20 protein-coding genes and 1 pseudogene are annotated in these 23,945 nt (G+C 70.0%); 3 read left to right on the top strand and 18 right to left on the bottom strand.

Annotated elements, in window-relative coordinates:
* Positions 1–40: 40 nt before the first annotated feature.
* From IFU11_RS07845 to IFU11_RS07820, 6 genes are all read right to left on the bottom strand, one after another.
* On the bottom strand, positions 41–1,120 hold the full coding sequence (locus tag IFU11_RS07845; RefSeq protein ID WP_079002693.1) for an aldo/keto reductase: 1,080 nt from the start codon (positions 1,118–1,120) through the stop codon (positions 41–43).
* Between the two features lie 171 nt (positions 1,121–1,291).
* Positions 1,292–2,137 (bottom strand): HpcH/HpaI aldolase/citrate lyase family protein, encoded by an 846-nt coding sequence (locus IFU11_RS07840; protein ID WP_192018589.1) that lies wholly within the window; start codon positions 2,135–2,137, stop codon positions 1,292–1,294.
* A complete protein-coding gene (locus tag IFU11_RS07835; protein WP_079707383.1) occupies positions 2,134–2,631 on the bottom strand; it encodes a MaoC family dehydratase in 498 nt (165 codons plus the stop codon). Before IFU11_RS07835 ends, IFU11_RS07840 begins: the two co-directional genes overlap by 4 nt.
* 7 nt (positions 2,632–2,638) lie before the next feature.
* Positions 2,639–3,805 carry an acyl-CoA dehydrogenase family protein gene (locus tag IFU11_RS07830; RefSeq protein ID WP_064294458.1) on the bottom strand — a complete coding sequence of 389 codons (1,167 nt, stop codon included), beginning with the start codon at positions 3,803–3,805 and terminating at the stop codon, positions 2,639–2,641.
* Positions 3,802–5,913, bottom strand: coding sequence for an ATP-binding protein (locus tag IFU11_RS07825; protein WP_192018588.1), 2,112 nt, complete (start codon positions 5,911–5,913; stop codon positions 3,802–3,804). The genes IFU11_RS07830 and IFU11_RS07825 overlap by 4 nt, the downstream gene beginning before the upstream one ends.
* Before the next feature lie 4 nt (positions 5,914–5,917).
* Entirely contained in the window at positions 5,918–7,543 is a 1,626-nt protein-coding gene (locus IFU11_RS07820) for a carboxyl transferase domain-containing protein (protein WP_192018587.1), read from the bottom strand.
* Positions 7,544–7,630: 87 nt separating this feature from the next.
* Between IFU11_RS07820 and IFU11_RS07815 the strand changes: the two genes are divergently transcribed.
* The gene (locus IFU11_RS07815) at positions 7,631–8,263 is read left to right on the top strand and encodes a TetR/AcrR family transcriptional regulator (protein WP_192006573.1); all 633 of its coding nucleotides are present in this window, start codon (positions 7,631–7,633) and stop codon (positions 8,261–8,263) included.
* A 15-nt stretch (positions 8,264–8,278) separates the two neighbouring features.
* Here IFU11_RS07815 and IFU11_RS07810 read toward each other — a convergent pair whose 3' ends face one another.
* The 6 genes from IFU11_RS07810 to IFU11_RS07785 form a co-directional block, all read right to left on the bottom strand.
* The gene (locus tag IFU11_RS07810; RefSeq protein WP_086473891.1) at positions 8,279–8,656 is read right to left on the bottom strand and encodes a VOC family protein; all 378 of its coding nucleotides are present in this window, start codon (positions 8,654–8,656) and stop codon (positions 8,279–8,281) included.
* A gap of 118 nt (positions 8,657–8,774) precedes the next feature.
* On the bottom strand, positions 8,775–10,118 hold the full coding sequence (locus IFU11_RS07805) for a dihydrolipoamide acetyltransferase family protein (RefSeq protein WP_192018586.1): 1,344 nt from the start codon (positions 10,116–10,118) through the stop codon (positions 8,775–8,777).
* Entirely contained in the window at positions 10,115–11,161 is a 1,047-nt protein-coding gene (locus IFU11_RS07800) for an alpha-ketoacid dehydrogenase subunit beta (protein ID WP_192006578.1), read from the bottom strand. Before IFU11_RS07800 ends, IFU11_RS07805 begins: the two co-directional genes overlap by 4 nt.
* Complete coding sequence (gene pdhA / locus IFU11_RS07795; RefSeq protein WP_192018585.1) at positions 11,158–12,306, bottom strand: pyruvate dehydrogenase (acetyl-transferring) E1 component subunit alpha; 1,149 nt, start codon at positions 12,304–12,306, stop codon at positions 11,158–11,160. The genes IFU11_RS07800 and pdhA overlap by 4 nt, the downstream gene beginning before the upstream one ends.
* A gap of 194 nt (positions 12,307–12,500) precedes the next feature.
* Complete coding sequence (locus IFU11_RS07790) at positions 12,501–14,792, bottom strand: polyribonucleotide nucleotidyltransferase (RefSeq protein ID WP_079707114.1); 2,292 nt, start codon at positions 14,790–14,792, stop codon at positions 12,501–12,503.
* A 301-nt stretch (positions 14,793–15,093) separates the two neighbouring features.
* Entirely contained in the window at positions 15,094–16,176 is a 1,083-nt protein-coding gene (locus IFU11_RS07785) for an FUSC family protein (RefSeq protein ID WP_192018584.1), read from the bottom strand.
* Between the two features lie 117 nt (positions 16,177–16,293).
* Between IFU11_RS07785 and IFU11_RS07780 the strand changes: the two genes are divergently transcribed.
* Complete coding sequence (locus tag IFU11_RS07780) at positions 16,294–17,406, top strand: acyltransferase family protein (protein ID WP_244631688.1); 1,113 nt, start codon at positions 16,294–16,296, stop codon at positions 17,404–17,406.
* On the opposite strand, the gene IFU11_RS07775 is transcribed toward IFU11_RS07780, so the two are convergent.
* Positions 17,396–18,316 (bottom strand): NADP-dependent oxidoreductase, encoded by a 921-nt coding sequence (locus IFU11_RS07775; protein ID WP_159879101.1) that lies wholly within the window; start codon positions 18,314–18,316, stop codon positions 17,396–17,398. The genes IFU11_RS07780 and IFU11_RS07775 overlap by 11 nt on opposite strands.
* Before the next feature lie 117 nt (positions 18,317–18,433).
* Here IFU11_RS07775 and IFU11_RS07770 point away from each other — a divergent pair.
* A pseudogene (locus IFU11_RS07770) lies at positions 18,434–18,919 on the top strand (DedA family protein); the annotation flags it as partial.
* A 144-nt stretch (positions 18,920–19,063) separates the two neighbouring features.
* On the opposite strand, the gene IFU11_RS07765 reads toward IFU11_RS07770, so the two are convergent.
* The 5 genes from IFU11_RS07765 to IFU11_RS07745 all read right to left on the bottom strand — a co-directional run bounded on the left by IFU11_RS07765 (position 19,064) and on the right by IFU11_RS07745 (position 23,898).
* Positions 19,064–20,551, bottom strand: a complete 1,488-nt coding sequence (locus IFU11_RS07765) for an amino acid permease (protein ID WP_071262327.1) — start codon at positions 20,549–20,551, stop codon at positions 19,064–19,066.
* 248 nt (positions 20,552–20,799) lie between these two features.
* Entirely contained in the window at positions 20,800–21,069 is a 270-nt protein-coding gene (gene rpsO, locus IFU11_RS07760; RefSeq protein ID WP_056012204.1) for a 30S ribosomal protein S15, read from the bottom strand.
* A 102-nt stretch (positions 21,070–21,171) separates the two neighbouring features.
* Positions 21,172–21,960, bottom strand: a complete 789-nt coding sequence (locus tag IFU11_RS07755) for a hypothetical protein (protein ID WP_137243251.1) — start codon at positions 21,958–21,960, stop codon at positions 21,172–21,174.
* Positions 21,961–22,108: 148 nt separating this feature from the next.
* Positions 22,109–22,738, bottom strand: a complete 630-nt coding sequence (locus IFU11_RS07750) for an FMN reductase (protein ID WP_192018583.1) — start codon at positions 22,736–22,738, stop codon at positions 22,109–22,111.
* On the bottom strand, positions 22,735–23,898 hold the full coding sequence (locus IFU11_RS07745) for an LLM class flavin-dependent oxidoreductase (protein WP_079707385.1): 1,164 nt from the start codon (positions 23,896–23,898) through the stop codon (positions 22,735–22,737). The genes IFU11_RS07750 and IFU11_RS07745 overlap by 4 nt, the downstream gene beginning before the upstream one ends.
* Between the last annotated feature and the right edge of the window lie 47 nt (positions 23,899–23,945).

Genomic DNA, 23,945 nt, shown 5'->3' with positions numbered 1-23,945 from the left:
TCGCGCGCGAGCGACCGTGCGCAGGCGACCGCCGGTCGACTCAGCGCAAGCGACCGGAGACGCGGTCGAGCTCGAGGATCTGCCCGCGGCTCAGCCGCACGTCAGCGGCCGCGATGAGCGAGTCGACGTGAGCCGGCTGGGACGCGCTCGCGATGGGCGCGACGACGCCGGGACGTGACATGGCCCAGGCGAGCGCGGCCGAGGCCACCGTGCAGCGGTTCTCCTCCGCGATCTCGTCGAGGACGTGCAGGACCCGCAGTCCGCGGCGGTGGAGATGGGTCGCGGCGCGACTGCCGCGGGTGCTCGGGTCGAGGTCGGAACGAGTGCGGTAGCGGCCCGTCAGGAACCCGTTCGCGAGGGCGAAGTAGGGCAGGACACCGAGGTGCTGGGCCGTCGCGACGAGCGCCAGGGTGCTCTCGTACGGCTCCCGGTGCATGAGGCTGTAGTGCGTCTCGAGCGCGACGAACTGGGTGAAGCCGCTGGCCGAGAGGATCCGCGCCTCCATCAGCCGCTCGGGGGTCGTGTTCGAGGTGCCGAGGTAGCGGACCTTGCCGGTCTCGATCAACCAGTCGACCGTCCCCAGGCTGTCGGCCAACGGGATGCTCGGGTCGTCGTCGTGGAAGGACAGCAGGTCGATGTGGTCGGTCTGCAACCGTTCGAGCGCCGCCTCGACCGCACGGATGATGCTCACCGAGCCGAGACCCGGGTAGTCGGGGTGCCGGCCGATCTTCGTCGCGACGACCATGTCGTCCCGATTGCGTCGCTTCCGCATCCAGTTGCCGATGAGGATCTCGCTGCGGCCGCCCGCGTAGCTGTCGGCGGTGTCCACCATGTTGCCGCCGGAGTCGTGGAACCGGTCGAGGATGTCCGACGTCGTGTCCGGGTCGACCGTCCACCCGAACACGCTGCCGCCGAGCACGACCGGGAAGACCGACAACTCGGAATCTCCGATCGTGCGCCTCGGTGCTTCAGAGGGCTCGGGGTCCTGGACGGGCGTCGGGAAGGACGGGTGCGGGACGAGCTGCTCGGGACGCCGACTCGCGTCGTCGTCGACGCCGTCCGCTGCTCCGCCGACGAGAGAACTGCCACGGGTGCTCGACGAGCGCCAGAGGTGTGGCATCCCCTGCCCCTCTCTCGGTCCGCCGACCGGTGACGCGCTGCACCGTCGGGATCCGCGCGTGGAGCGACGGGCCGGTGCTTGCTCACCAGGCTAGAGGAGACCGGCGACTTCGGCCGGACGACATCACGACCGGGTGGCAACTGATTCGTAACGATTGCGGGAGTCGGTCGATCACCTCGGACCGACGGACACCTCGGCACGGGCGAGCACGAGTCGCGCGTGTCGCAGGAGGGGCTCGTCGACCATGCGTCCCTCGTGCCGGAACACGCCGGCGGCTCCCGCTGCGGCGTCGAGCAGCGCACGAGCCGCTGTCACCGATCGGGGGTCCGGGCGGTAGGCGGCGCGAACGGTCGGGACCTGACCAGGGTGGATGCACGCGGAGGCGATACACCCGCCGGCGGCCGCGTCCGCCGCCTCGTCCGCGAGCCCGTCGAGATCGTCGATGTCGAGGTGGACCGCGTCGATCGCGGCCACCCCGGCGGCTCCCGCGGCGAGCAGCACCCACGACCGCGCGTGTCCGACGACGTCCCGGTATCGCCCGTCGGCCCGTCGACTGCTCGTGCCGCCCAAGGAGGCGATGAGGTCTTCAGAGCCCCACATGAGCGCGACGACCGCAGGATGGGCGGCCAACGCGGGTGCCTGCACGACTCCGGCAGCGGTCTCGCACAGCGCGATGATCCGGACGTCCGGGATCGCGTCCACGAGCCGGTCGAGCGCCGCGGTCGTCTCCGTCTTCGCCAGCATGACCGTGCGATAGGCGGTGTCCGCGAGCGCCGCGACATCATCGTCGAAGTCGACGGTCCCAGCCGGGTCGACCCGGACGACCGTGTGCGAGGGATCGAGCGGATGGTCGACGATCGCCCGGCGGGCGGCCGGCTTGTCGGCCGGGGCCACGGCGTCCTCGAGATCGAGGATGACGGCATCCGCGCGCTCGGCCGCTTTCGCGAAGCGGTCCGGACGGTCCGCCGGGACGAAGAGGATCGCCGGCCCCAGGTCGAACGCCGCGGCGCCGGTCACGATGCACCCGAGCACTGGACGAGCGTGCTCCTGGTCGCGGTCGCGACGACGACGCCGTCCTGGTTCCGACCCGTGTGGAGCAGGGTGACGACACCCTCGCCCGGCCTCGACGACGACAACCGTTTGGCCGTCACGAGCGTCTCGGCGTACAGCGTGTCGCCATGGTGCATCGGGTTCGGGAAGGCGATGTCGGTGAAGCCCAGGTTCGCGACGATGGTCTGCTCGGTGAGCTGCGCGACCGACAGCCCCACGAGCGTCGAGAGGGTCAACATCGAGTTCACGAGCCGTTCCCCGAAGGGCCCGGTCGCAGACCACGCGGCATCCACGTGCAGTGATTGCCCGTTCATCGTGAGGGTCGAGAACAGGACGTTGTCGGCTTCCGTGAGGGTGCGCCCGGGGCGATGGCGGTAGGTCGCACCCACCACGAACTCCTCGAAGTACAGACCTCGCTGCTCGATCACGGGGCCGGACGACGTCTCGGACGAGTCGGTCATCATGACCTCACGACGCGAAGCCGAGTTCGCGGGCGATGATCATGAGCTGCACCTCGGTGGTGCCCTCACCGATCTCGAGGATCTTCGAGTCCCGGTAGTGCCGCGCCACCGGGTTCTCGTTGAGGAACCCGTAGCCGCCGAAGATCTGGGTCGCGTCACGGGCGTTGTCCATCGCGGCCTCCCCGGCGACCATCTTCGCGATGGAGGCCTCCATCTTGTAGGGCGCTCCCCGGAGCATGCGCGACGCGGCGTCGTAGTAGGCCTGCCTGGCGGTGTGGACCCGCGCCTGCATCTTCGCGATCCGGAAGGCGATCCACTGGTTGTCACCGATCGCCCGACCGAACACGACCCGCTCCTTGGCGTAGCGGATCGCCTCCTCGAGGCAGCCCTGGGCAGCTCCGACGGCGAGCGCGGCCACGGCGATCCGTCCACCGTCGAGCGCCGTGAGGAAGTTGGCGTATCCGCGCCCGCGTTCGCCGAGCAGGTTGCCCTCCGGCACGCGGACGTCCTCGAACCGCAGCGGGTGGGTGTCGGAAGTGTGCCACCCGACCTTGTCGTAGGGCGGTAGCGCGGTGAAGCCCGGCGTCGGGACCGGCACCAGGATCGACGACAACTCCTTCGTCACCCGGCCGTCGGATCGGACCCGCTCCCCCGTGACGGCCGTGACCGTCACGAGACGGGTGATCTCGCTCCCGGAGTTGGTGATGAACTGCTTCGTGCCGTTGATCACCCACTCACCGTCGACGAGTTCGGCGGTGGTCTCCGTCGCGCCTGCATCACTGCCGGCACGCGCCTCGGTGAGGCCGAACGCGGCGAGCGCCTGCCCGCTCGCGAGCTGCGGGATCCATTCCTCGCGCTGGGCGTCGGTGCCGTACAGGTAGATCGGCATGGCTCCGAGGCCGACGCCGGCCTCGAGGGTGACGCCGATGCTCTGGTCGACGCGTCCGAGCTGCTCGACGGCGAGGCAGAGCGCGAAGTAGTCCATTCCCCCGCCGCCGAGTTCCTTCGGGAACGGCAGCCCGAAGAGTCCCAGCTCCCCCATCTGCGCGATGATGTCGTACGGCAGACGGCGTTCGGTGTCGTACTGATAGGCGGCGGGCGCGACGACCTCGTCGGCGAACGCCTTGACCGTGTCGACGATCCGCTGGTGCTCGGGGCTGAGCTCGGTGTTCATGCTGATGCTCCGTTCGTGGGTGCTGGATCGGTTGGGGCTGCGTTCAGGTGGGCTGCGACGGGGTCTGCGGCGATCGTCGCGACCGACTGACGGGTGGCGACCGTGCCACCCGTGGCGACGTGGAGGGTGACCGTGCCGTCGGTCGTGGCGGTGAGGAGGTGCTCCATCTTCATCGCTTCGACGGTGACCAGCGGCTGACCGGCCGTGACGGCGTCGCCGCTCGTGACGTGCACGGCCGTGACGGTGCCGGGCATCGGCGTCCGCACCTCCGGATCGACCGCACCGGCCGCAGTCGGATCCCCGCCGGCTGGGAGCGCCTCACGCGGGACCACCTCGACCACACTGATGGCACCGTCGAGCGCGATCCATCGCTCGTCCCCCACGCGCACGGTCTCCAACGGGGCGCTGACGCCGTCGTGCTCGAACCGCAGGGTGCCGTCCGACCGGCTGAGGACTGCGGCCCGGGTCGGTGCCGCGTCACCGACGGAGACGCTCGCGTCGTCGCTCGACCCATGCACCTCGATGCGGACGATGCGTCCGTCCTCAAGACGCAGGTGCTGTCGCGTCGGTGCTGCCGCGCCGAGGCGCCACCCACCGGGATCCGACCACGGCGTCCCGAGTCCGGCGGTCCGTGCTGCGGCCTCGGATCGCCGGTCGTCCGTTTCGGCGAGCGCCACGGCGGTCAGGGCCCGCTCGGACGTCGCGGCGGACGGGCTGTCGTCGAGCAGGTCGGCGATGAGACCGGTGTGCAGTCGTCCCGCGAGGACGTCCTCGTCGGCGAGGAGCCGCCGGAGGAAGCCGAGGTTCGTGCGGACACCGAAGACCACCGTCGCCGCGAGCGCGGCGTCGAGTCGCCGGAGCGCGGTCCCGCGATCCTCGGCCCAGCACACGATCTTCGCGAGCATGGGGTCGTACCAGGGGCCGACGAACTGCCCGGCGACGATGCCGCCGTCGACGCGGACGCCCGGCCCGTGCGGCAGACGCACCCGCTCGAGCACCCCGGTCTGGGGCAGGAAGCCGCTCGACGCGTCCTCCGCGTACAGCCGTGCTTCCACCGCGTGACCACGCAGGACGACGTCGTCCTGCGTCATCGTCAGCGGTTCACCGGCGGCGACGCGCACCTGCCACTCCACGAGGTCGAGCCCCGTGACGAGCTCGGTGACCGGATGCTCCACCTGCAACCGCGTGTTCATCTCGAGGAAGGCGAACTCGTCGGGTCGGTCGTCGGCGACGAGGAACTCGACGGTCCCCACCCCTCGGTAGCCGACGCTCCGGGCGACCGTGCAGGCCGCCTCGCCGAGTCGCGCCCGCTGCCGGTCGTCGATGAGCGGCGACGGGGACTCCTCCACCACCTTCTGGTGCCGACGCTGGAGCGAGCACTCGCGCTCCCCGAGGTGCACGACCGCACCGTGGGCGTCCGCGAGCACCTGCACCTCGATGTGCCGGGGTCTCGTGACGAACCGCTCGAGGAGGAGCGTGGCGTCGCCGAAGGCCGCCTCGGCCACCCGGTGCGCGGAGGCGATGGCCGATGGGAGCTCCTCGGCGCACTCCACCACCTGCATCCCCTTGCCGCCGCCACCACCCGCCGGCTTGACGATGAGCGGGAAGCCGATGGCGACGCCGGCACGGACGAGTGCGTCGTCGTCGAGCGAGGCGTCGGCGACGCCCTCGATGATCGGGACGCCTCGAGCCGCGACGTGCTCCTTCGCCCGGATCTTGTCGCCCATGAGGACCAGGGCGCGCTCGTCCGGTCCGATGAAGACGATCCCGGCAGCGGCGAGCGCCCTCGCGAGCGCGGGTTGTTCGGACAGGAAGCCGTAGCCCGGGTGCACCGCCTCGGCCCCGGTCGCGACGGCGGCTCGGACGACGGCGTCGACGTCGAGGTAGCTGTCCGAGGCCGGCGCGGGTCCCAGACGGACGGCGCGGTCCGCGAGCCGGACATGCGGGGCGTCGCGGTCAGCGTCGCTGAAGACCGCGATGCTCTCGATGTCCATCGCTGTGAGCGTGCGGATCACACGACAGGCGATCTCGCCGCGGTTCGCGACGAGGACGGAGCGGAAGGGACGCGCGGATGCGTGGCCCGGCCGGTTCGGTGTCTGGATCGTCATGCCGTCACATCCTGAAGAGGCCGAAGCCGGGTTCTGGCAGGGGCGCGCGGGAGCACACCTCGAGCGCGAGTCCGAGGACCGTGCGGGTCTGGGCGGGATCGATGATGCCGTCGTCCCAGAGCCGCGCGGTCGAGTAGTACGGGTTGCCCTGCTCCTCGAAGTCGGCGAGGATCGGCGCCCGGAAGTCATCCTCCGCCTGGGCGGTCCACACCTCACCGCGAGCCTCGAGCTGGTCGCGCTTGACGGTCGCGAGCACGCTCGCCGCCTGCTGTCCCCCCATGACGGAGATGCGCGCGCCCGGCCACATCCAGAGGAACCGGGGGTCGTAGGCCCGGCCGCACATGGAGTAGTTGCCGGCGCCGAAGGAACCGCCGATCACGACCGTCAGCTTCGGCACCCGGGTGGTCGCGACCGCGGTGACCATCTTCGCGCCGTGCTTGGCGATGCCTCCGGCCTCGGCGTCCCTGCCGACCATGAAGCCCGAGATGTTCTGGAGGAACAGCAACGGGATGCCGCGCTGGTCGGCGAGCTCGATGAAATGGGCGCCCTTCAGGGCCGACTCGCTGAAGAGGACGCCGTTGTTCGCGATGATGCCGACGGGGTGCCCGTGCACCCTCGCGAACCCGGTCACGAGGGTGTCGCCGTACTCGCGTTTGAACTCCGAGAAGTCACTGCCGTCGACGAGCCGCGCGATCACTTCACGGACGTCGTAGGCCGTCTGCAGCTCCGCCGGCACGACGCCGTACAGCTCTGCCTCCGGGACGACCGGCGGCACGCTGGGACGCACCTCCCACGCGCGCGGGTGGGGCGCCGGCAGCGTCGCGACCGCATCCCGGAGGATGTCGAGCGCGTGCGCGTCGTCATCGGCGAGGTGGTCCGTGACCCCCGACACCCGGGCGTGGAGGTCGCCGCCGCCGAGTTGCTCCGGCGTCACGACCTCGCCGATCGCGGCCTTCACGAGGGGTGGACCACCCAGGAAGATCGTGCCCTGGCCACGCACGATCACGTTCTCGTCGCTCATGGCGGGGACGTACGCACCTCCGGCGGTGCAGGACCCGAGTACGGCGGCGAGTTGCGGGATGTCGGCCGCCGACATCCTGGCCTGGTTGAAGAAGATCCGGCCGAAGTGGTCCCGATCGGGGAAGACCTCATCCTGCGTCGGGAGGTTCGCTCCCCCGGAGTCGACGAGGTACAGGCACGGCAGTCGGTTCGCGGCCGCGATCTCCTGGGCCCGGAGGTGCTTCTTCACCGTCATCGGGAAGTACGAGCCGCCCTTCGCGGTCGCGTCGTTCGACACGACGAGCACATGTCGTCCGTGGACGAGGCCGATCCCGGCGATGACCCCGGCGCCGGGAGTCGCGTCGTCGTACATGCCGTGCGCGGCCAAGGGCGCGATCTCCAGGAAGGGGCTGCCCTCGTCGAGCAGACGGTCGACCCGATCGCGCGGCAGCAGCTTCCCCCGGGCGACATGCCGGGCCCGCGACGCCTCCGGTCCGCCCAGGGCCGCGGTCGCCATCGTCTGCTCGAGCACCGTCACGAGCGTCCGCTGGGCCGCCTCCTGCTCGCGGAATCGGGCTGAGGTGGGATCGGCATCGCTCGTGAGGGTGGGCACTCGGGCTCCTGTCGTCATCGACCGTGAGTGCATTCAGTTACTCACCACTCACTGAAAGAGAGGTTACAGTTCATTAACTGAAAAAGTCCACCCCGAGGAGATCCGATGACCGGTCGTGACACACCGTCCCCGAACCCGCCGCACCTCGGGCGCTCGGAGGCGAAAGCGGCACGTCGCTCGGCTCTCCTGCGGTCAGCAGCCGGACTGTTCGCCGAGCGCGGCTTCGCCGGGGTGTCGATGGAGGACCTCGGAACGGCCGTCGGCATGAGCGGACCCGCCGTCTACCGCCACTTCCCGAGCAAACAGGCCGTCCTCGCGGCACTCCTCGTCGGCGTCAGTCAGGATCTGCTGGACGGCGGGACCCGCGAGGTCGAGCAGGCTCCGGACAGCGATCGGGCACTGCGTTCACTGGTCACCTTCCACGTGGCATTCGCCCTCGACGACCCCGACGTGATCCGCATCCAGGACCACGACCTCGACAGCCTGGCACCGGACGACCGCCGCGCGGTCCGCACCCTCCAGCGGCGGTACGTCGAGCGGTGGGTGGACGTCCTCACGACGCTGCATCCCACGATCCCCGCGACGGAACTGCGGGTCCGCGCGCTCGCGGGCTTCGGACTGATCAACTCCACGTCCCACAGCACCTCCCTCGGCAGGAACGAGGCCGGGACACCCGACCGCGAAGCGGTGCGTTCGACGCTCGAGCGGATGGCACTGGCCGCCCTGCTCGCCGCATGAGGACGCGGGACAGGGTCAGTCGACGAGCACGGACAGGACGTTCCCCGCTGGATCGGTGAACCACGCGATGTCCGGGCCGTTCCCGCGCATGATCCCCTTCGCATCCGTCGGCAGGACGTCGTCGGGGTAGAGCTTCGTCACCACACCGCGGGCCTGCAGCTCGTCGACCGCCGTGTCGATGTCGTCGACCACGAGGTTCAGCACGGTGAACGAGGCTGGTGTGTGGTCAGGCTTCCCGTAGACGAGCACCGACCCGCCGGCGGGCAGCGCCACGTCCAGGAATCCCATGGCGTTGTCGGTGACCGTGAGACCGAGGACGTCCCGGTAGAACGCCCTCGCCGCGTCGATGTCGTCGACCGAGAACCCGCTGAAGACATCCGTGTAGGTGACCATGAGCCGCTCCTTTGCTGATTCCCGATGCGTACACGATGCACGATGCCACGTCGCGGCCGTCGCGTCCAGGCCCGAACGGCCGCCGGGGCCGGCGAGCGCGAGGGCCTGGACTCGACGATCACACCATCGTCAGGACCATCGCCGGATCGGAGAGCATCGTCCCGAGGTCGACGAGGAAACGGGACCCCTGCGCTCCGTCGATGAGCCGATGGTCGAACGACAGCGACAGCGTCACGACGTGTCGCAGCGCGACCTGCCCCTCGAACTCCCACGGCTGGCGACGGACGGCACCGAGCGCGATGATCGCCGCCTCACCGGGGTTCAGGATGGGCGTCCCCGCATCGACGCCGAAGACGCCGACGTTGGAGATCGTGATCGTCCCCCCTCGCAGTTCCGCCGGAGCGGTGCGTCCCTCGCGGGCCGTGCGCACGAGGTCCGCCACGGCGTCCGCGAGTTCGAACAGGCTGAGCTCCTCGGCCCGTGCGATGTTCGGGACGAGGAGTCCCCGCGGCGTCGCTGCGGCGATCCCGAGTCCGACGTGTCCGTACTCGACGATCTCCCCGGCACCCTCGTCCCAACTCGCGTTGACCGCAGGGGTGCGTCTGACGGCGATGCACACCGCTTTGGCGAGGACGGTCAGGATGTTGACCCGGTGGTCCCCGGTCCGAGGCGAGCGGGCGAGCGCGTCCAGCAGCGACATCGTCGGCGTCACGTCGACCGTCAGGAACTCCGTCACGTGGGGAGCCGTGAACGCGCTGCTCACCATGGCCTCGGCGGTCCGGCGCCTGACCCCCGTGATCGGCCGACGAACCGACCCGTCGGACGCCGTGGCCGGCGCCTCTGGGGTCCCGGCCGGTGCCGCTCCCGCTCCGCGAGCACGCTCCGGCAGCTGCCCGCTCAGGCCGGTCGCAGCGCGCTCGACCTCCTCACGCGCGATCCGACCACCGACACCGGTGCCGACGAGCGTTCCGAGGTCGACGCCCAGATCGCGCGCGAGTCGCCGGACCGGCGGTGTCGCGCGGGGCCGGGAACGCTCCGGCACCGGGGCGGTGTGCGCCGGGGCAGGTGTGTCATCGCCGTCGGACCGGGCACGACGCCGTGGCCGCTCCCCGCTCGCCGTGCGAGGGCCGTAGCCGACGAGGACCGGCTCGCGGTCCGCCGCCCCACTCGGACGGTCGACCTCCGCTCGGTCGGCCTCGGGGACCGACGGGGGCGGAGCGGTCTCACCATCGGGCGCGAAGTCGACGAGCGCTTCGCCGACGAGGACCGTCGTCCCCGGTTCGACGTGGAGCCTCGTGACCACGCCGGCGGTCGGCGCGGGCAGTTCGACGAGCGCCTTCGCGGTCTCGACCTCGGCGATCACCTGGTTGAGCTCGACGTGGTCGCCGACGGCGACGCGCCAGGAAACGAGTTCGCTCTCGGTCAGACCTTCACCGAGATCGGGTAGGGAGAACCGCTTCATCGCCGTCCCTCCCCACCGGTCACAGGCCGGGCATCGGCCCTGCCCACAGCGGAGGCCGAGGACCGACGCCCCAGCGCGCGATCCACCCCGTCCAGGATCCGGTCGAGGTCCGGGAGGAAGTGGTCCTCGAGCGCCGACGCGGGGTAGGGGGTGTCGAACCCCGTCACCCGCACCGGGGCCTCTTCGAGGAGGTCGAAGCAGCGTTCGGTGATCGAGGCCGCCAGCTCGGCTCCGACCCCTCCGGAGCGTTGCGCCTCGTGCGTGATGACGAGTCGCCCGGTCTTCTCGACCGAGGCGGCGACCGCGTCGACGTCCAAGGGCGCGAGGGATCGGAGGTCGATCACCTCCAGGTCGACACCCTCGTCGGCCGCAGCCTCCGCAGCCTCGAGCGCCGTTTGGACGAGCGGACCGTAGGCGACCAACGTCGCGTCCGTGCCGGCGCGAACGGTCCGCGCACGGGTGAACGCGAGCGGATCGGCGGGGAGGTCGTCGAGGACCTCACCCTTCGTCCAGTACCGCCGCTTCGGTTCGAAGAACAGCACCGGGTCGTCGCACGCGATCGCCTGACGGATCATGGTGTGCGCGTCCTGGGGGTCCGAGCACGTCACCACGCGCAGTCCCGCCGTGTGCGCGAAGTACGCCTCCGGGGACTCGGAATGGTGCTCGACGGCGCCGATGCCTCCGCCGTACGGCACGCGGATGGTGACCGGCATGCGCACGGCGCCCTTCGTCCGGTAGTGCAGCTTCGCCAACTGCGCGACGATCTGGTCGAAGCCCGGATAGATGAACCCGTCGAACTGGATCTCGCACACCGGGCGGAAGCCTCGGAACGCCAGACCGATCGCCGCTCCGATGATCGCCGACTCCGCCAGCGGCATGTCGACGACGCGATCGGCGCCGAACTCCGCCTGGAGGCCGTCGGTCACCCGGAACACCCCACCGAGCCTGCCGATGTCCTCGCCGAGCAACAGGACCCGGTCGTCATCGGCGAGGGCGTGGTGCAGTCCGGTGTTGATCGCCTTGCTGAGGGTGAGCGCGGTCATCTGGCACCGCCGTCGAACATCGCGAGGTACGAGCGGTACTCCTCGCGTTGCCGTTCGAGCCCGGGGTGGGCGGTGGCGTAGACCTCGTCGAAGAGCGAGAACGGGTCAGGTGCGGGCAAGGCGAGGCACCCCGCACGGACCCGGGCGGCAGCCGAGTCGGCGACAGACGCGACGTGGGCTCGGGCCGTCTCGTCGAGGACCCCCTCGGACTCCAGCAGACGCTCGAGACGGGCGATCGGATCCTTTGCACGCCACGACGCGACCTCGCTCTCGTCCCGGTACCGCGTCGGATCGTCCGAGGTGGTGTGCGGCCCCATGCGGTAGGTGACGGCCTCGATGAAGGTCGGCCCACCACCGGAACGTGCGCGGTCGACGGCGATCCGCATCGCCGCCGTCACGGCGAGCACGTCGTTGCCGTCGACCCGCATGCTCGGCACCCCGAAGCCCGGTGCCCGGTCCGCGATGGGGCGCTGGGCCTGCAGCCCGACGGGCTCGGAGATCGCGTACTGGTTGTTCTGGCAGAAGAAGACCACGGGTGCCTGGAAGCTCGCGGCCAGCACCAGCGCCTCGTTCACGTCGCCCTGACTCGTCGCCCCGTCGCCGAAATAGGCCACGGCCACCGCGTCGGACCCGTCGCGCTGACAGCCCATCGCATAGCCCGTCGCATGGAGCGTCTGGGCACCGATGATGACCGCCGGCGTCGCCATGCCGACCGCGAACGGATCCCAGCCCGACAGCGCGGTCCCCCGCCACATCGCCATCAGTTGGTCGAGTTCGACGCCCCGGCAGTAGGCGACGGCCTGTTCGCGGTAGCTCGTGAACACGAAGTCCCCGCGCCGCAGGACCCGCGCCGACCCCACCTGGGCGGCCTCCTGCCCGAGCGACGGCGGCCACAGACCGATCTCGCCCTGCCGTTGCAGAGCCGTCGCCTCCGTGTCGATGCGACGCGTGACGACCATGTCCTCGTAGAGCGCGAGCAGCTCCGCGTGACCGAGGTCGGCGACGAAGAGATCGTAGAGGGCGTCCTCCTGACGGACGCCGTCCGGATCGAGGAGCTGGACGCACCCCTGGTCGACCGGGACCGGTTCGCGTGCATCACCGCCCCGCTCGTCGGAATCCTGCGGGAATTGGGTGTGAGTCTCCATCGACACGATGCACGCCGCCTTGAGTTCGGTGACCTCACGGCGGTGCCTCGTGAGCGATGCCGTGCCCTCGCGTCATCGCGAGGTGGTCCGAGGCTACGCCGGATCACCCTGGCGCTCAACCGTCGACACTCCGCGCAACGGCGAACGCCCGCCCCGCGGAAGCGGGACGGGCGTTCGGATACAGCTGGTGAGACCTAGCCTTCGGCCGGGGCCTCAGGGCCCTCGCTGGCAGCGTCGCTGCCGTGCGTGTCGGCCTCATCGGCGACGACCGGAGCGAGCGAGAGCTTGCCGCGGTCGTCGATCTTCGTGATCTCGACGAGGATCTTCTGGCCGACGCCGAGCACGTCTTCGACGTTCTCCACACGCTTGCCACCGGCGAGCTTGCGGACCTCGGAGATGTGCAGCAGGCCGTCCTTGCCCGGGAGCAGCGAGACGAACGCGCCGAACGCGGCGATCTTGACGACGGTTCCGAGGAACTGCTCGCCGACCTCCGGGTTGGTGGGGTTCGCGATCGCGTTGACCTGGGCACGAGCGGCCTCGGCCGACGGACCGTCGACGGCGCCGATGTAGACGGTGCCGTCCTCCTCGATGGAGATGTCGGCGCCGGTCTCGTCCTGGATCGAGTTGATCGTCTTGCCCTTCGGGCCGATCAGCTCGCCGATCTTGTCGACGGGGATCTGGACGCTGATGACGCGAGGTGCGGTCGGCGCCATCTCGTCAGGAGCGTCGATCGCCGCGTTCAGCACGGAGAGGATCGTCGTGCGGGCGTCCTTGGCCTGCTGGAGCGCACCGGTCAGGACCGAGGTCGGGATGCCGTCGAGCTTCGTGTCGAGCTGGATGGCCGTGACGAACTCGGAGGTACCGGCGACCTTGAAGTCCATGTCGCCCAGGGCGTCTTCGGCGCCGAGGATGTCGGTGAGTGCCGCGTAGCGGGTCTCGCCGTCGACGACGTCGGAGATGAGGCCCATGGCGATACCGGCGACGGGTGCGCGGAGCGGCACACCGGCGTTCAGCAGCGACAGGGTCGAGGCGCAGACGGAACCCATCGAGGTCGAACCGTTGGACCCGAGGGCCTCGGAGACCTGACGGATCGCGTAGGGGAACTCCTCGCGGCTCGGCAGCACCGGCACGAGTGCGCGCTCGGCGAGGAAGCCGTGCCCGATCTCGCGACGCTTCGGCGAACCGACCCGGCCGGTCTCACCGGTCGAGTAGGGCGGGAAGTTGTAGTGGTGCAGGTAGCGCTTCTTCGTGACGGGCGACAGCGAGTCGATCTGCTGCTCCATCTTGAGCATGTTCAGCGTGGTGACACCCAGGATCTGGGTCTCGCCGCGCTGGAAGATCGCGGAACCGTGGACGCGCGGGATGACCTGCACCTCGGCGTCGAGCGGACGGATGTCGGTGAGGCCACGGCCGTCGATGCGGATGCCCTCGCGGAGGACCCGGCCGCGCATGACGACCTTCGAGACGGACTTGTACGCCGCCGAGAACTGGGTGAGCACTTCGGCGTCGAGCGAACCGGCCTCGACGCGCTCGGTGATCTCAGCCTTGACGCGGTCCTTGAGGGCGTCGTCGGCGTTCTGGCGCTCGATCTTGTCGGCGATCTGGTAGACGTTCACCAGTTCGTCGTGTGCGAGACCGGCGACCGCGTCGTAGCTCTCCTGCGTGTACGGGAGGAACACGGGGTAGGCCGCGATCTCCTTGGCCGCCTGAGCGGCGAGTTCGCTCTGCGCCTTGACGAGCTGCTTGAGGAACGGCTTGGAGGCCTCGAGGCCGGCCGCGACGACCGCCTCGTCGGGCTTCGTGGCGCCGCCCTTGATGAGGTTCCAGCTGTTCTCGGTGGCTTCCGCCTCGACCATCATGATCGCGACGTCTTCGTTGCCGTTGGCGTCGGTCACGATGCGACCGGCGACGATGATGTCGAAGACGGCCTCCTCGAGCTGGTCGACCTTCGGGAAGGCGACCCACTGGTCGGCCTCGCCGGCCTGGCCGGGGATCAGCGCGAGACGGACGGCGCCGATCGGACCGGAGAACGGCAGACCCGAGATCTGGGTGGACATCGACGCCGCGTTGATCGCGAGGGCGTCGTAGAACTCACCCGGAGCGATCGAGAGGACGGTGATGACGATCTGGACCTCGTTGCGGAGGCCGGTGACGAACGACGGGCGCAGCGGTCGGTCGATGAGGCGGCAGACGAGGATCGCCTCGGTCGAGGGGCGGCCCTCACGACGGAAGAACGAACCGGGGATCTTGCCGGCGGCGTAGGAGCGCTCCTCGACGTCCACCGTGAGGGGGAAGAAGTCGAAGTTGTCCTTGGGGTGCTTTCCGGCCGAGGTGGCCGAGAGGAGCATGGTCTCCTCGTCGAGGTACGCGGCGATCGCGCCCTGTGCCTGCTGCGCGAGGCGGCCGGCTTCGAACCGGACCGTGCGCTTGCCGAACTTGCCGTTGTCGAGAACGGCCTCGGCGAACTTGATTTCTGGACCTTCCACAGGTCTCTCCTTCGTACGTGTGCGCTCCCGTCGAGTGACGGGCCGCGCGTCCCGAATGGACGCGCCGTCGAGCGCGGTCGTGCATGATGCAGCGCGCAACACAGCCGCAGTACTTGCTCAAGCCGCCCGGTCTTCCGGGACTTGGCTGGCCACCAGTAGAACACCACCCGCGGATCGCGAGGGATACACCACCGAGGACCAGCTTCCTGTCGGCTGGCTGTGCGCGGAGCGGACCATCACGGTCCGCCGTCGGCCAGCCTAGCAGAGGGGGGTTCGGCGATCCCCGGAACGACACGGATCCTCAGGTGATGGGCGGGGTGCCAGGGGCGTCCGGAGACGCCGCGCGCCGACGGTCGCGTCCCCACGACACGAGCAGGAGGAGCATCGCGACGGCCGCTCCGAGGAGGGTGTCGAGCACGCGCTCCCCCACGATCGCGAGCACCGGTTGCGTCGACGAGGACGTGCTGATGATGAGCACGAGCGGCGTGATGAAGACGAGCGCCAACGCGTAATGCCGGATGACGACGAGCTCGATCGTGAACTGCAGGGCGGCCAGCACGAGCGCGAGGATGTAGCCGTGCGGCTGGAGCGAGGCCACGGCGAGGAAGATCCCGGCGCCGACGACCGTCCCGAGCACGCGGTGCACGCCGCGTGTCGCGCTCAGGGTGCGCGAGTGCCCGACGCTGAGGATGGCGACGGCGGACCCGGCGATCCAGTACCCGTGACCGAGGCCGAGGACCGCTCCGAGGACCGCACTGATCGCGAGCGCGACCGTGAGCCGTGTCGCGATCCGGCGGTCGGTCGCGCTCAGCCGGTACTCGGGGAACAGCACCCGCATCGGCGTCGGCTTCCCCGCGCCGCGGTGGACCGCCGGCACGAGCAACGGCGCGACGACCACCAGCGAGGCGAAGGCGGAACCGGCCGCCACGAGGAGGATGACCAGCCCGCCGTCGAGCCCGGCGCCGCCGATCGGGACGGGCGCGGTCAGGTGGCCGGCGATGCCGAACACGAGGATGAAGAACAGCGCGCCCGGAGGGCCGAGGACGATGCCCTGCACCAGCCAGATCACCACCGACCCGACGACGATGAGACCGATCGCGGTCAGCGGCCGAGAACCCGACATCGCGACACCCAGAGCCGCGGCCGTGACGAGTCCTGCTCCGATGAGCGGCAGCACCCGGAGACGGTCCCGGCGGCTGAGCGGCGCGCAGTAGAGCGCGGTGAACGCCCCGAGGCCGGTGAGCAGGCCGAGCGGGGTGAGTCCGAAGAACGTCGCGACCGCGACCGGCACGGCCATCGCGATGGCCGCGGTCAGCGCGGCTGGCCAACGTTTCGGCGACGGCGCGAAGCTGATCAGTGAGGTCTTCAGACCGCGTTCAGCCATCCGGTCCTCCGCTCTCGTGCAACCATCCAACGCTACGCCATCCTGAGCCCGGCGCCCGGGCCCCGTCGTCGCGCGTGCCGCCCCGGGCTACGCTGGTGCGGACCCCAGGAGGTGACGTTGACGCATCCCGCGCCGGCAGCCGCTCGCCCGAAGCAGCGCGTCCCGTTCTGGGACAACGCCCGTTTCGCGTGCATCACGCTCGTGGTCATGGGCCATGCGATCCAGCGCCTGACCTCCGAGTCCGACCCCGCGCTCGTCGTGTACCTGTTCCTCTACGCCTTCCACATGCCGGCGTTCGCGATCATCAGCGGGTACTTCTCGAAGTCGGCCCCTCCCGGACGACGACAGATGCGTCGGGTGATCACGGACATCCTCCTGCCCTACCTGATCATGGAGGGGATCTGGTCCCTCGTGCAGTTCCTCGTCGAGGGCAAACGCGCGTTCAACCCGACCCAACCGTCGTGGACGCTCTGGTTCCTCCTCGCGCTCGGCATCTTCCGCCTCGTCCTGCCCTACCTCGCGCTCCTGCGCTGGCCATTGCTCTGGAGCGTGGTGATCTCGGTCGGCGTCGGCTACCTCGACAACGTCGACAGCACGTTCTCGCTCTCGCGCGCACTCGGGATCCTCCCGTTCTTCGTGCTCGGGTGGCAGATCAACCGGTGGCGTCTTGTGGACCGCTGGCGGCTCGTCCGCACGAGGACCTGGTGGATCCGGATCGCCGCCGCCGTCGTCCTCATCGCGTGGGCGGTCGTCCTCGTCGGCGGGATCGACCTGTGGCGGCGCATCGACCTGCGCTACTGGTTCTTCTACGACCGGGGCTACACCGCGCTCGGCAACGAGGACGGGACGGGCGGCCTGGTGCGACTCGCGGCGATCCTGCTGGCCGTCGTCCTCACCGCGGCGTTCTTCGTGCTCGTCCCCCGCGGCCAGTCGTGGATCACCCGGTACGGCCAGTCGACGATGTACGTCTACCTGCTGCACTCCTTCGTGCTCTACCCGCTGCGCGAATCGGGCGTCCTCACTGACACGGGCAACCCGGACCTCGTGCTCGTCGGTCTGCTGGTGCTGTCGGTCCTGATCGTCGTCGTGCTGTCCAGCGGACCCGTGCGCCGCATCACGAGACCGCTCATCGAACCCCGCGCGGCGTTCATCTTCAGTCGCAAGCGGGCCTTCGACCCGGAGCCCCCTCGGAGCGACCCGACCGGGTCCCGCCGCGACGTCACGAGGTGACGAGGACGACCTTCCCGCGGACGTGACCGTCGATGAGGTGGCGGTAGGCGTCGACGACCCGCTCGATGGGCCACACGCTGTCGATGGGGAGGACGATCTCACCCCGCGCGATCGACTCGCCGAGCGCGGCCAGCTCGTCGAGCGTCGCGTCCTGTCCGCCGACGCCCCGGAACCCGTGCTCGGCGGCGAAGGGTCGGTCCGCGATCGTGTTGACCCGCTCCGGCGCGACGCCGAGGTCGCGCGCCAGCTCGAGGGTGGGCCGGCCGTGGGTGTCGATGACGGCGGTGATCCCGCCAGGGGCCGCCTCGAGGACACGCTCGCGCAGCCCGTCGCCGTACTGGACGGGGATGATGCCGAGACCGCGGAGGAACTCCTGATTGGCCTCGCCGGCGGTGCCGAGCACGACCGCGCCCGTCCGCCTGGCGAGCTGCGCCGCGAGCACGCCGACCCCGCCGGCCGCAGCACTCACGAGCACCGTGTCCGGCTGCTGGACGCCGACGGCGGCCACCGATGCGATCGCCGCGCGTCCCGCGATGTCGAGGGCACCTGCCTGCTCGATGGTGAGCCCGTCCGGCACGTGATGGAGGATGCCGGCCGGAGCGATGAGGAAGTCCGCCTGCGCGTGGAACCGGTGTCCGCCGTAGACGTGGTCGCCGGTCGCGAATCCCTGGACGCCGCTCCCCACGCCGTCCACCACCCCGGCGAAGTCGTTGCCGTTCCCGCTCGGGACGTCCCGGCCGAAGGAGGCGAGCGCTTCGGGTGATGCCGCGAGCTTGTGGTCGACGGGGTTGAGGCCTGCGACGAGGACACGGACGCGGACCTCGTCGTGGCCGGGCACCGGGATGTCGCCCTCGACGAGGTGGAACACCTCGGGGCCACCGAACCGGTCGAACCGCACGAACCTCGCCATGATGCCTCCTCCGCCGGCTTCCGCCGACCTCCATGCTCACACGCTTCCCGGGCGAGGACCACCCTGCCCGCAGGGGACGTCACGCGCCGTTCACCCGGCCGAGCGAGAATCGCGGACATGGCATGGGTCGATGAGCTGCAGACGGCGATCACGGCGTGGTTGCTCGAGATCGCCGCGTCAGGCTGGGTGTTCCCGGCACTGTACCTGCTGACGGTCGCCGACGCGTTCCTGGTCGTCCTGCCGAGCGAGACCGCAGTGACGGCGCTCGGCGCGATCGCGGCGTCGAGCGGCTCGCCGGACCTCGCCCTCCTCATCGGCGTGGCCTGGGCGGGCGCCGTGACCGGCGACGTGTCCTGCTACCTCCTCGGACGACGGATCGGGACCACACGGTTCGCCTGGATGCGGCGCCCGCGGGTCGCGGGCGCGATCGGACGTGCGGGCGTCGCACTCGAGCGCCGCGCCGCTGCAGCCATCCTCACCGCGCGCTACATCCCGTTCGCGCGCATCGCGGTCAACCTCGTCGCCGGGGCGAGTGGCCTCCGCCCCCGTCGGTACCTGCCGATCACCGTCCTCGCAGGGCTCGCCTGGGCACTGTGGAACGTGGGCGTCGGAGCCGTCGTCGGCCGGTTCCTCCCGGATCAGCCGGTACTCGCGACCGCCGTCTCGATCGTCGTCGCCGTCGGCCTGGGCGTGACCGTCGACCGGATCAGCGCGGCCCTGGCCGCACGACGGCGACGGCCCCAGGCCTCACTCGACGAGCTCGCCCCGCGCCTTCTTGCCGACGATGGAGTGCCGCCGGCTGTAGGCGAAGTAGATGATGAAGCCGAGCGCCAGCCAGACGAGGAACCGCACCCAGGTGAGCGTCGTCAGGTTGAGCATGAGCCAGACGCAGAGCACCGCTGAGAGGATCGGGAGGAACGGCGACCACGGGACGCGGAACGCGCGTGGCAGCTTCGGGTACTTCTTCCGCAGGACGATCACGGCGATGCTGACGAGCACGAACGCGGAGAGCGTGCCGATGTTGATCATCTCCTCGAGGATGCCCACGTCGGTCAGGCCGGCGATCAGCGCGACGAGCGCGCCGACGATGAGCTGCACCCGCACGGGTGTCTTGCGCTTCTCGGAGGTGACACTGAGTGAGCGCGGGAGCAGGCCGTCGCGGCTCATGGCGAAGACCACGCGGGCGAGGCCGAGCAGGAGCACCATGATGACGGTCGTCAGGCCGGCGAGGATGCCGATCGAGATCACCTGCGCCGCCCAGTCCGCGCCGACCGCGATGAACGCCGTCGCGAGTGAGGGGTCCTCAGCCTCGGCGAGCGTCGTGTACGGCACCATGCCGGTGAGGACGAGGCTCACGCCGACGTAGAGGACGGTCACGATGGCGAGGCCACCGAAGATGCCGCGTGGCAGGTTGCGCTGCGGGTTCTTGACCTCTTCCGCGCTCGTGGCGACGACGTCGAACCCGATGAAGGCGAAGAAGACGAGTGAGGCACCGGCGAGCAGACCGAAGACGCCGTACTGCGCGGGCGCGGCCCCCGTCATGAAGGAGAACAGCGACTGCGACCAGGCGTCGGACGCCCCGCCCTTCGTCGGGACCTCGTCGGGGATGAACGGCGTGTAGTTCGCGGCCTTGACGAAGAAGGCGCCGACGACGATGACGAAGATGACGATCGCGACCTTGATGATCGTGAAGACGCTCGCGACACGCGAGGACAGCTTCGTCCCGAGGACGAGCAGGGTGGTGAAGATCGCGACGATGACGAACGCGCCCCAGCTGACCTTGAGCCCGAAGACGTCGAGCTCGCTCGGCACGTCCCAGCCCCAGAGCAGGAAGACGTTGCTGAGGTAGATGCCCCAGTACTTGGCGATGACGGCGGCCGCCGTGAGCATCTCCAGGATGAGGTCCCACCCGATGATCCACGCGAGGAGCTCACCGAGGGTGGCGTAGGTGAAGGTGTAGGCGGAGCCGGCGACGGGCACCGTGGAGGCGAACTCCGCGTAACACATGATGGCCAGGGCACAGGTGACGGCCGCGAGGATGAACGCGAGCGACACGGACGGACCCGCGTAGTTGCCCGCGGCCTTGGCTCCGACGGAGAAGATGCCGGCGCCGACCGCGACCGCGACACCCATGATCATGAGGTCCCAGGTGCCGAGGGTGCGCTTCAGGCTGCGCCCTTCGACGCTGGAATCCGCGAGGGAGTCCTCGATGCTCTTCGTCCGCCAGATGCTCATGGTGCTCCTTGCCGTGGTGCGGTACCTCGTGGCCTCGCTCGAAGCCGACTCTCGACCTTGCCAGATGAGCAGGCTGAGGTCGAGTCGCAGACGTGATGTTCTCCGGCTGCAGGGTTCCTGATCGAACACGAACGGGCCGCCATCCCGGAGGATGACGGCCCGTCACGAAGAAGCTCGCGGTGTCAGCGCCCTTCGACAGGCTCAGGGACCGTGGGTCTCGTGAGCTGGCGGAGGGTTCAGAGTGCTGCCTAGCGGCGGAGTCCGAGGCGCTCGATCAGCGAGCGGTAGCGCTCGATGTCGACGGCCTGGAGGTAGCCGAGGAGGCGGCGACGCTGTCCGACCAGGAGCAGCAGGCCACGACGCGAGTGGTGGTCGTGCTTGTGCTCCTTGAGGTGCTCGGTGAGGTCCTTGATGCGGCGGGTCATGACCGCCACCTGGACCTCGGGGGATCCGGTGTCACCTGGGTGGGTTGCGTACTCTTCGATGATCGCCTTCTTACGGTCTCCTTCAAGCGCCATAGTGGTGATCCCCTCTCTGTTCGTTGCGCGGTGCCCGTCGCCTGATGCGTGGGCTCTCTTGATCCGCGGCCGTTCGACGGCAACCTTGTGATTCTAGCAGGTTCAGAGCGTGGGAGGTTCGCGGTGCGTCGAGCGCCGCTTCGCGTTCGCCCGCTCCTCCGCCTCGGTGGCGGCGACCCGGCGTCGGCGACGCAGCACGAGGATGAGGACGAGCGCGATGAGGTCCAGGACCAGGAAGGCGAGGAGCAACCAGACCCAGAGCGGCGGTCCGGCACCGGCGTTCGGCGCGGGCTCGGCCGCCGCCTCCGCCGCCTCCGCGGTCGTCGTGGAGTCGTAGACGAGCCGGACCGGGTCGCCGAGCGTGGCCCCGCCGTCGGCGTTCGTCGACACGAGAGCGAGGGTGATGTCGTACTCCCCCGCGTCCGCGCCGCGAAGCCACTGGGTCATGTTGATCCTGGTGGACCATCCGCCGTCGCTCCCGATCTCGATCGGCTGGCCGTCGAAGCGGAACTCGGTCGCCCCCGTCCCGCCGGTGGATTGCAGGTCACACGACGCGTCATCGGCCGTGGAGCTGCTGAAGCAGGCCTTCGCCGAGTCGTAGAGGTCGATCGAGCGCCAGTAGGACAGCACGACGTCGGCACCTGCATCGGCGGTGCCGGTGACGTCGAATCCGCTCACCTGCTCACCGTCCAGGGTGTAGTCGACGCGGTAGACGGTGTCGCCGTCGGTCGGGCTCTCGATCGTGCCGGTGCCGGCGGCCGACGCGGGAGCGGATGCGGCGAGCGGCAGGACGAGGGATCCGGCGCCGATCGACACCGCCACCACGGCGAGCGCCGCGGTACGAGCGGCACGCTGCAGCAGCGAACCGAGTCGACGCGCTCCGGGGATCACCTGGCCACCACTCCCTCCGGCGACGCCGGACGGCGACGCACGCCACCAGTATCCCAAAGACCGGGGCGCCGAGCCTGGGAACGACGGAGGCGGGGACCGCACCCGGCGGTCCCCGCCCGCATCGGGGCGATCGGACGGAGACGTCCGATCAGGCCCCGAGACCGCCGAGCAGCTCGGAGAACGGGCGGTCGAGCGCGAACGGGTCGTCCAGGCGCCCGGAACGGTCCGAGGCCGCCACGAGTGCGCTCAACTCACCGGCCGCGCGGTCGATCCGCGCCGGCAGGGCGCTGACCTGCGCGTCGCCCGACCCCCAGTCCTCGGAGGCCGCGAACACGGCGGTCCGCACGGTCACCGCCCGCAGGTAGGCGAACAAGGGACGCACGGCGTATTCGAGGGCGAGCGAATGCCTGGCCGACCCACCCGTCGCACCGAGGACGACGGGCACCCCGGTCAAGGCGGTCGGCTCCACCACGTCGAAGAACGACTTGAACAAGCCGGAGTAACTGGAGGAGAAGATCGGCGTCACCGCGATCACGCCGTCGGCGGCCGTCATCGCTTCGATCGCCTCGGACAACCGTGGACTGGGGAACCCGGTCAGCAGGTTGTTCGTGATGTCCTGCGCGAGGTCGCGCAGCTCGATCGACGTCGTCCGGGCCTCGTACCCGTCCTGCTCGAGGCGTGCCACGGTGGCGTCGCGGAGGCGGTCGGCGAGGAGGCGTGTGGACGACGGTTGACTGAGGCCGGCCGACACGACGGCGAGCGTGCGCTTCGCGGTCATCGGGTCGCCCCGACCGCCGCCGCGCCGAACGCCGATCCGGAGGCGACCCGGCTCGTCTCGACCGCACCGGAGCGCGACGCGAGTTCCGCCTCAGCGGCCGCGACCATCGACGCGTGCGTCGGCGCCTCCGGCACGTCGGCCGGGCGGTCCTTCGCGAACTCCTTGCGCAGCACCGGCACGACCTCGCCGCCGAGGATCTCGAGCTGGTCGAGCACCGTCGCGAGCGGGAGCCCGGCGTGGTCCATGAGGAACAGCTGACGCTGGTAGTCGCCGAAGGTCTCGCGCATCCCGGCGTACCGGTCGATGACCTGCTGCGGGCTGCCGACGGTGAGCGGTGTCTGCTCGGTGAAGTCCTCGAGCGTCGGCCCGTGACCGTACACCGGGGCGTTGTCGAAGTAGGGCCGGAACTGGGCGACGGCGTCCTGCGAGTTCTTCGCCATGAACGCCTGACCGCCGAGTCCGACGATCGCCTGCGCGGCCGTGCCGTGCCCGTAGTGCTCGAACCGCTGACGGTACAGCTGGATGAGGCGCATGTAGTGCTCCTTCGGCCAGAAGATGTTGTTCGCGAAGAAGCCGTCGCCGTAGTAGGCCGCCTGCTCGGCGATCTCGGGGCTCCGGATGGAGCCGTGCCACACGAAGGGCGGCACGCCGTCGAGCGGTCGCGGTGTGGACTGGAAGCCCTGCAGCGGGGTGCGGAACTGGCCCTGCCAGTCGACGTAGTCCTCTCGCCAGAGGCGGTGGAGCAACGCATAGTTCTCGATGGCGAGGTTGATGCCCTCGCGGATGTCCTTGCCGAACCAGGGGTAGACGGGCCCCGTGTTGCCACGGCCCATGATGAGGTCGACCCGGCCGCCGGCCAGGTGCTGCAGCATGGCGTAGTCCTCGGCGATCTTCACCGGGTCGTTCGTGGTGATGAGCGTCGTGCTCGTCGAGAGGATGAGGTCCGTGGTCTTCGCCGCGATGTAGCCGAGCATGGTCGTGGGGCTCGACGGGACGAAGGGCGGGTTGTGGTGCTCGCCGGTCGCGAAGACGTCGAGACCGACCTCCTCCGCCTTCACGGCGATCGCGACCATCGCCTCGATGCGCTCGTGCTCGGTGGGCGTGATCCCGGTGGTCGGGTCGGTGGTGACATCCCCCACCGTGAAGATTCCGAATTGCATCATGCGCTCCCACTCGTTCTTTCATGCGTTTGCATGGACATCCAGGA

The sequence above is a fragment of the Plantibacter sp. CFBP 8804 genome (assembly GCF_014841225.1).
Classification (GTDB): domain Bacteria; phylum Actinomycetota; class Actinomycetes; order Actinomycetales; family Microbacteriaceae; genus Plantibacter; species Plantibacter auratus.
This window is presented reverse-complemented; position numbering and strand designations above follow the sequence as displayed.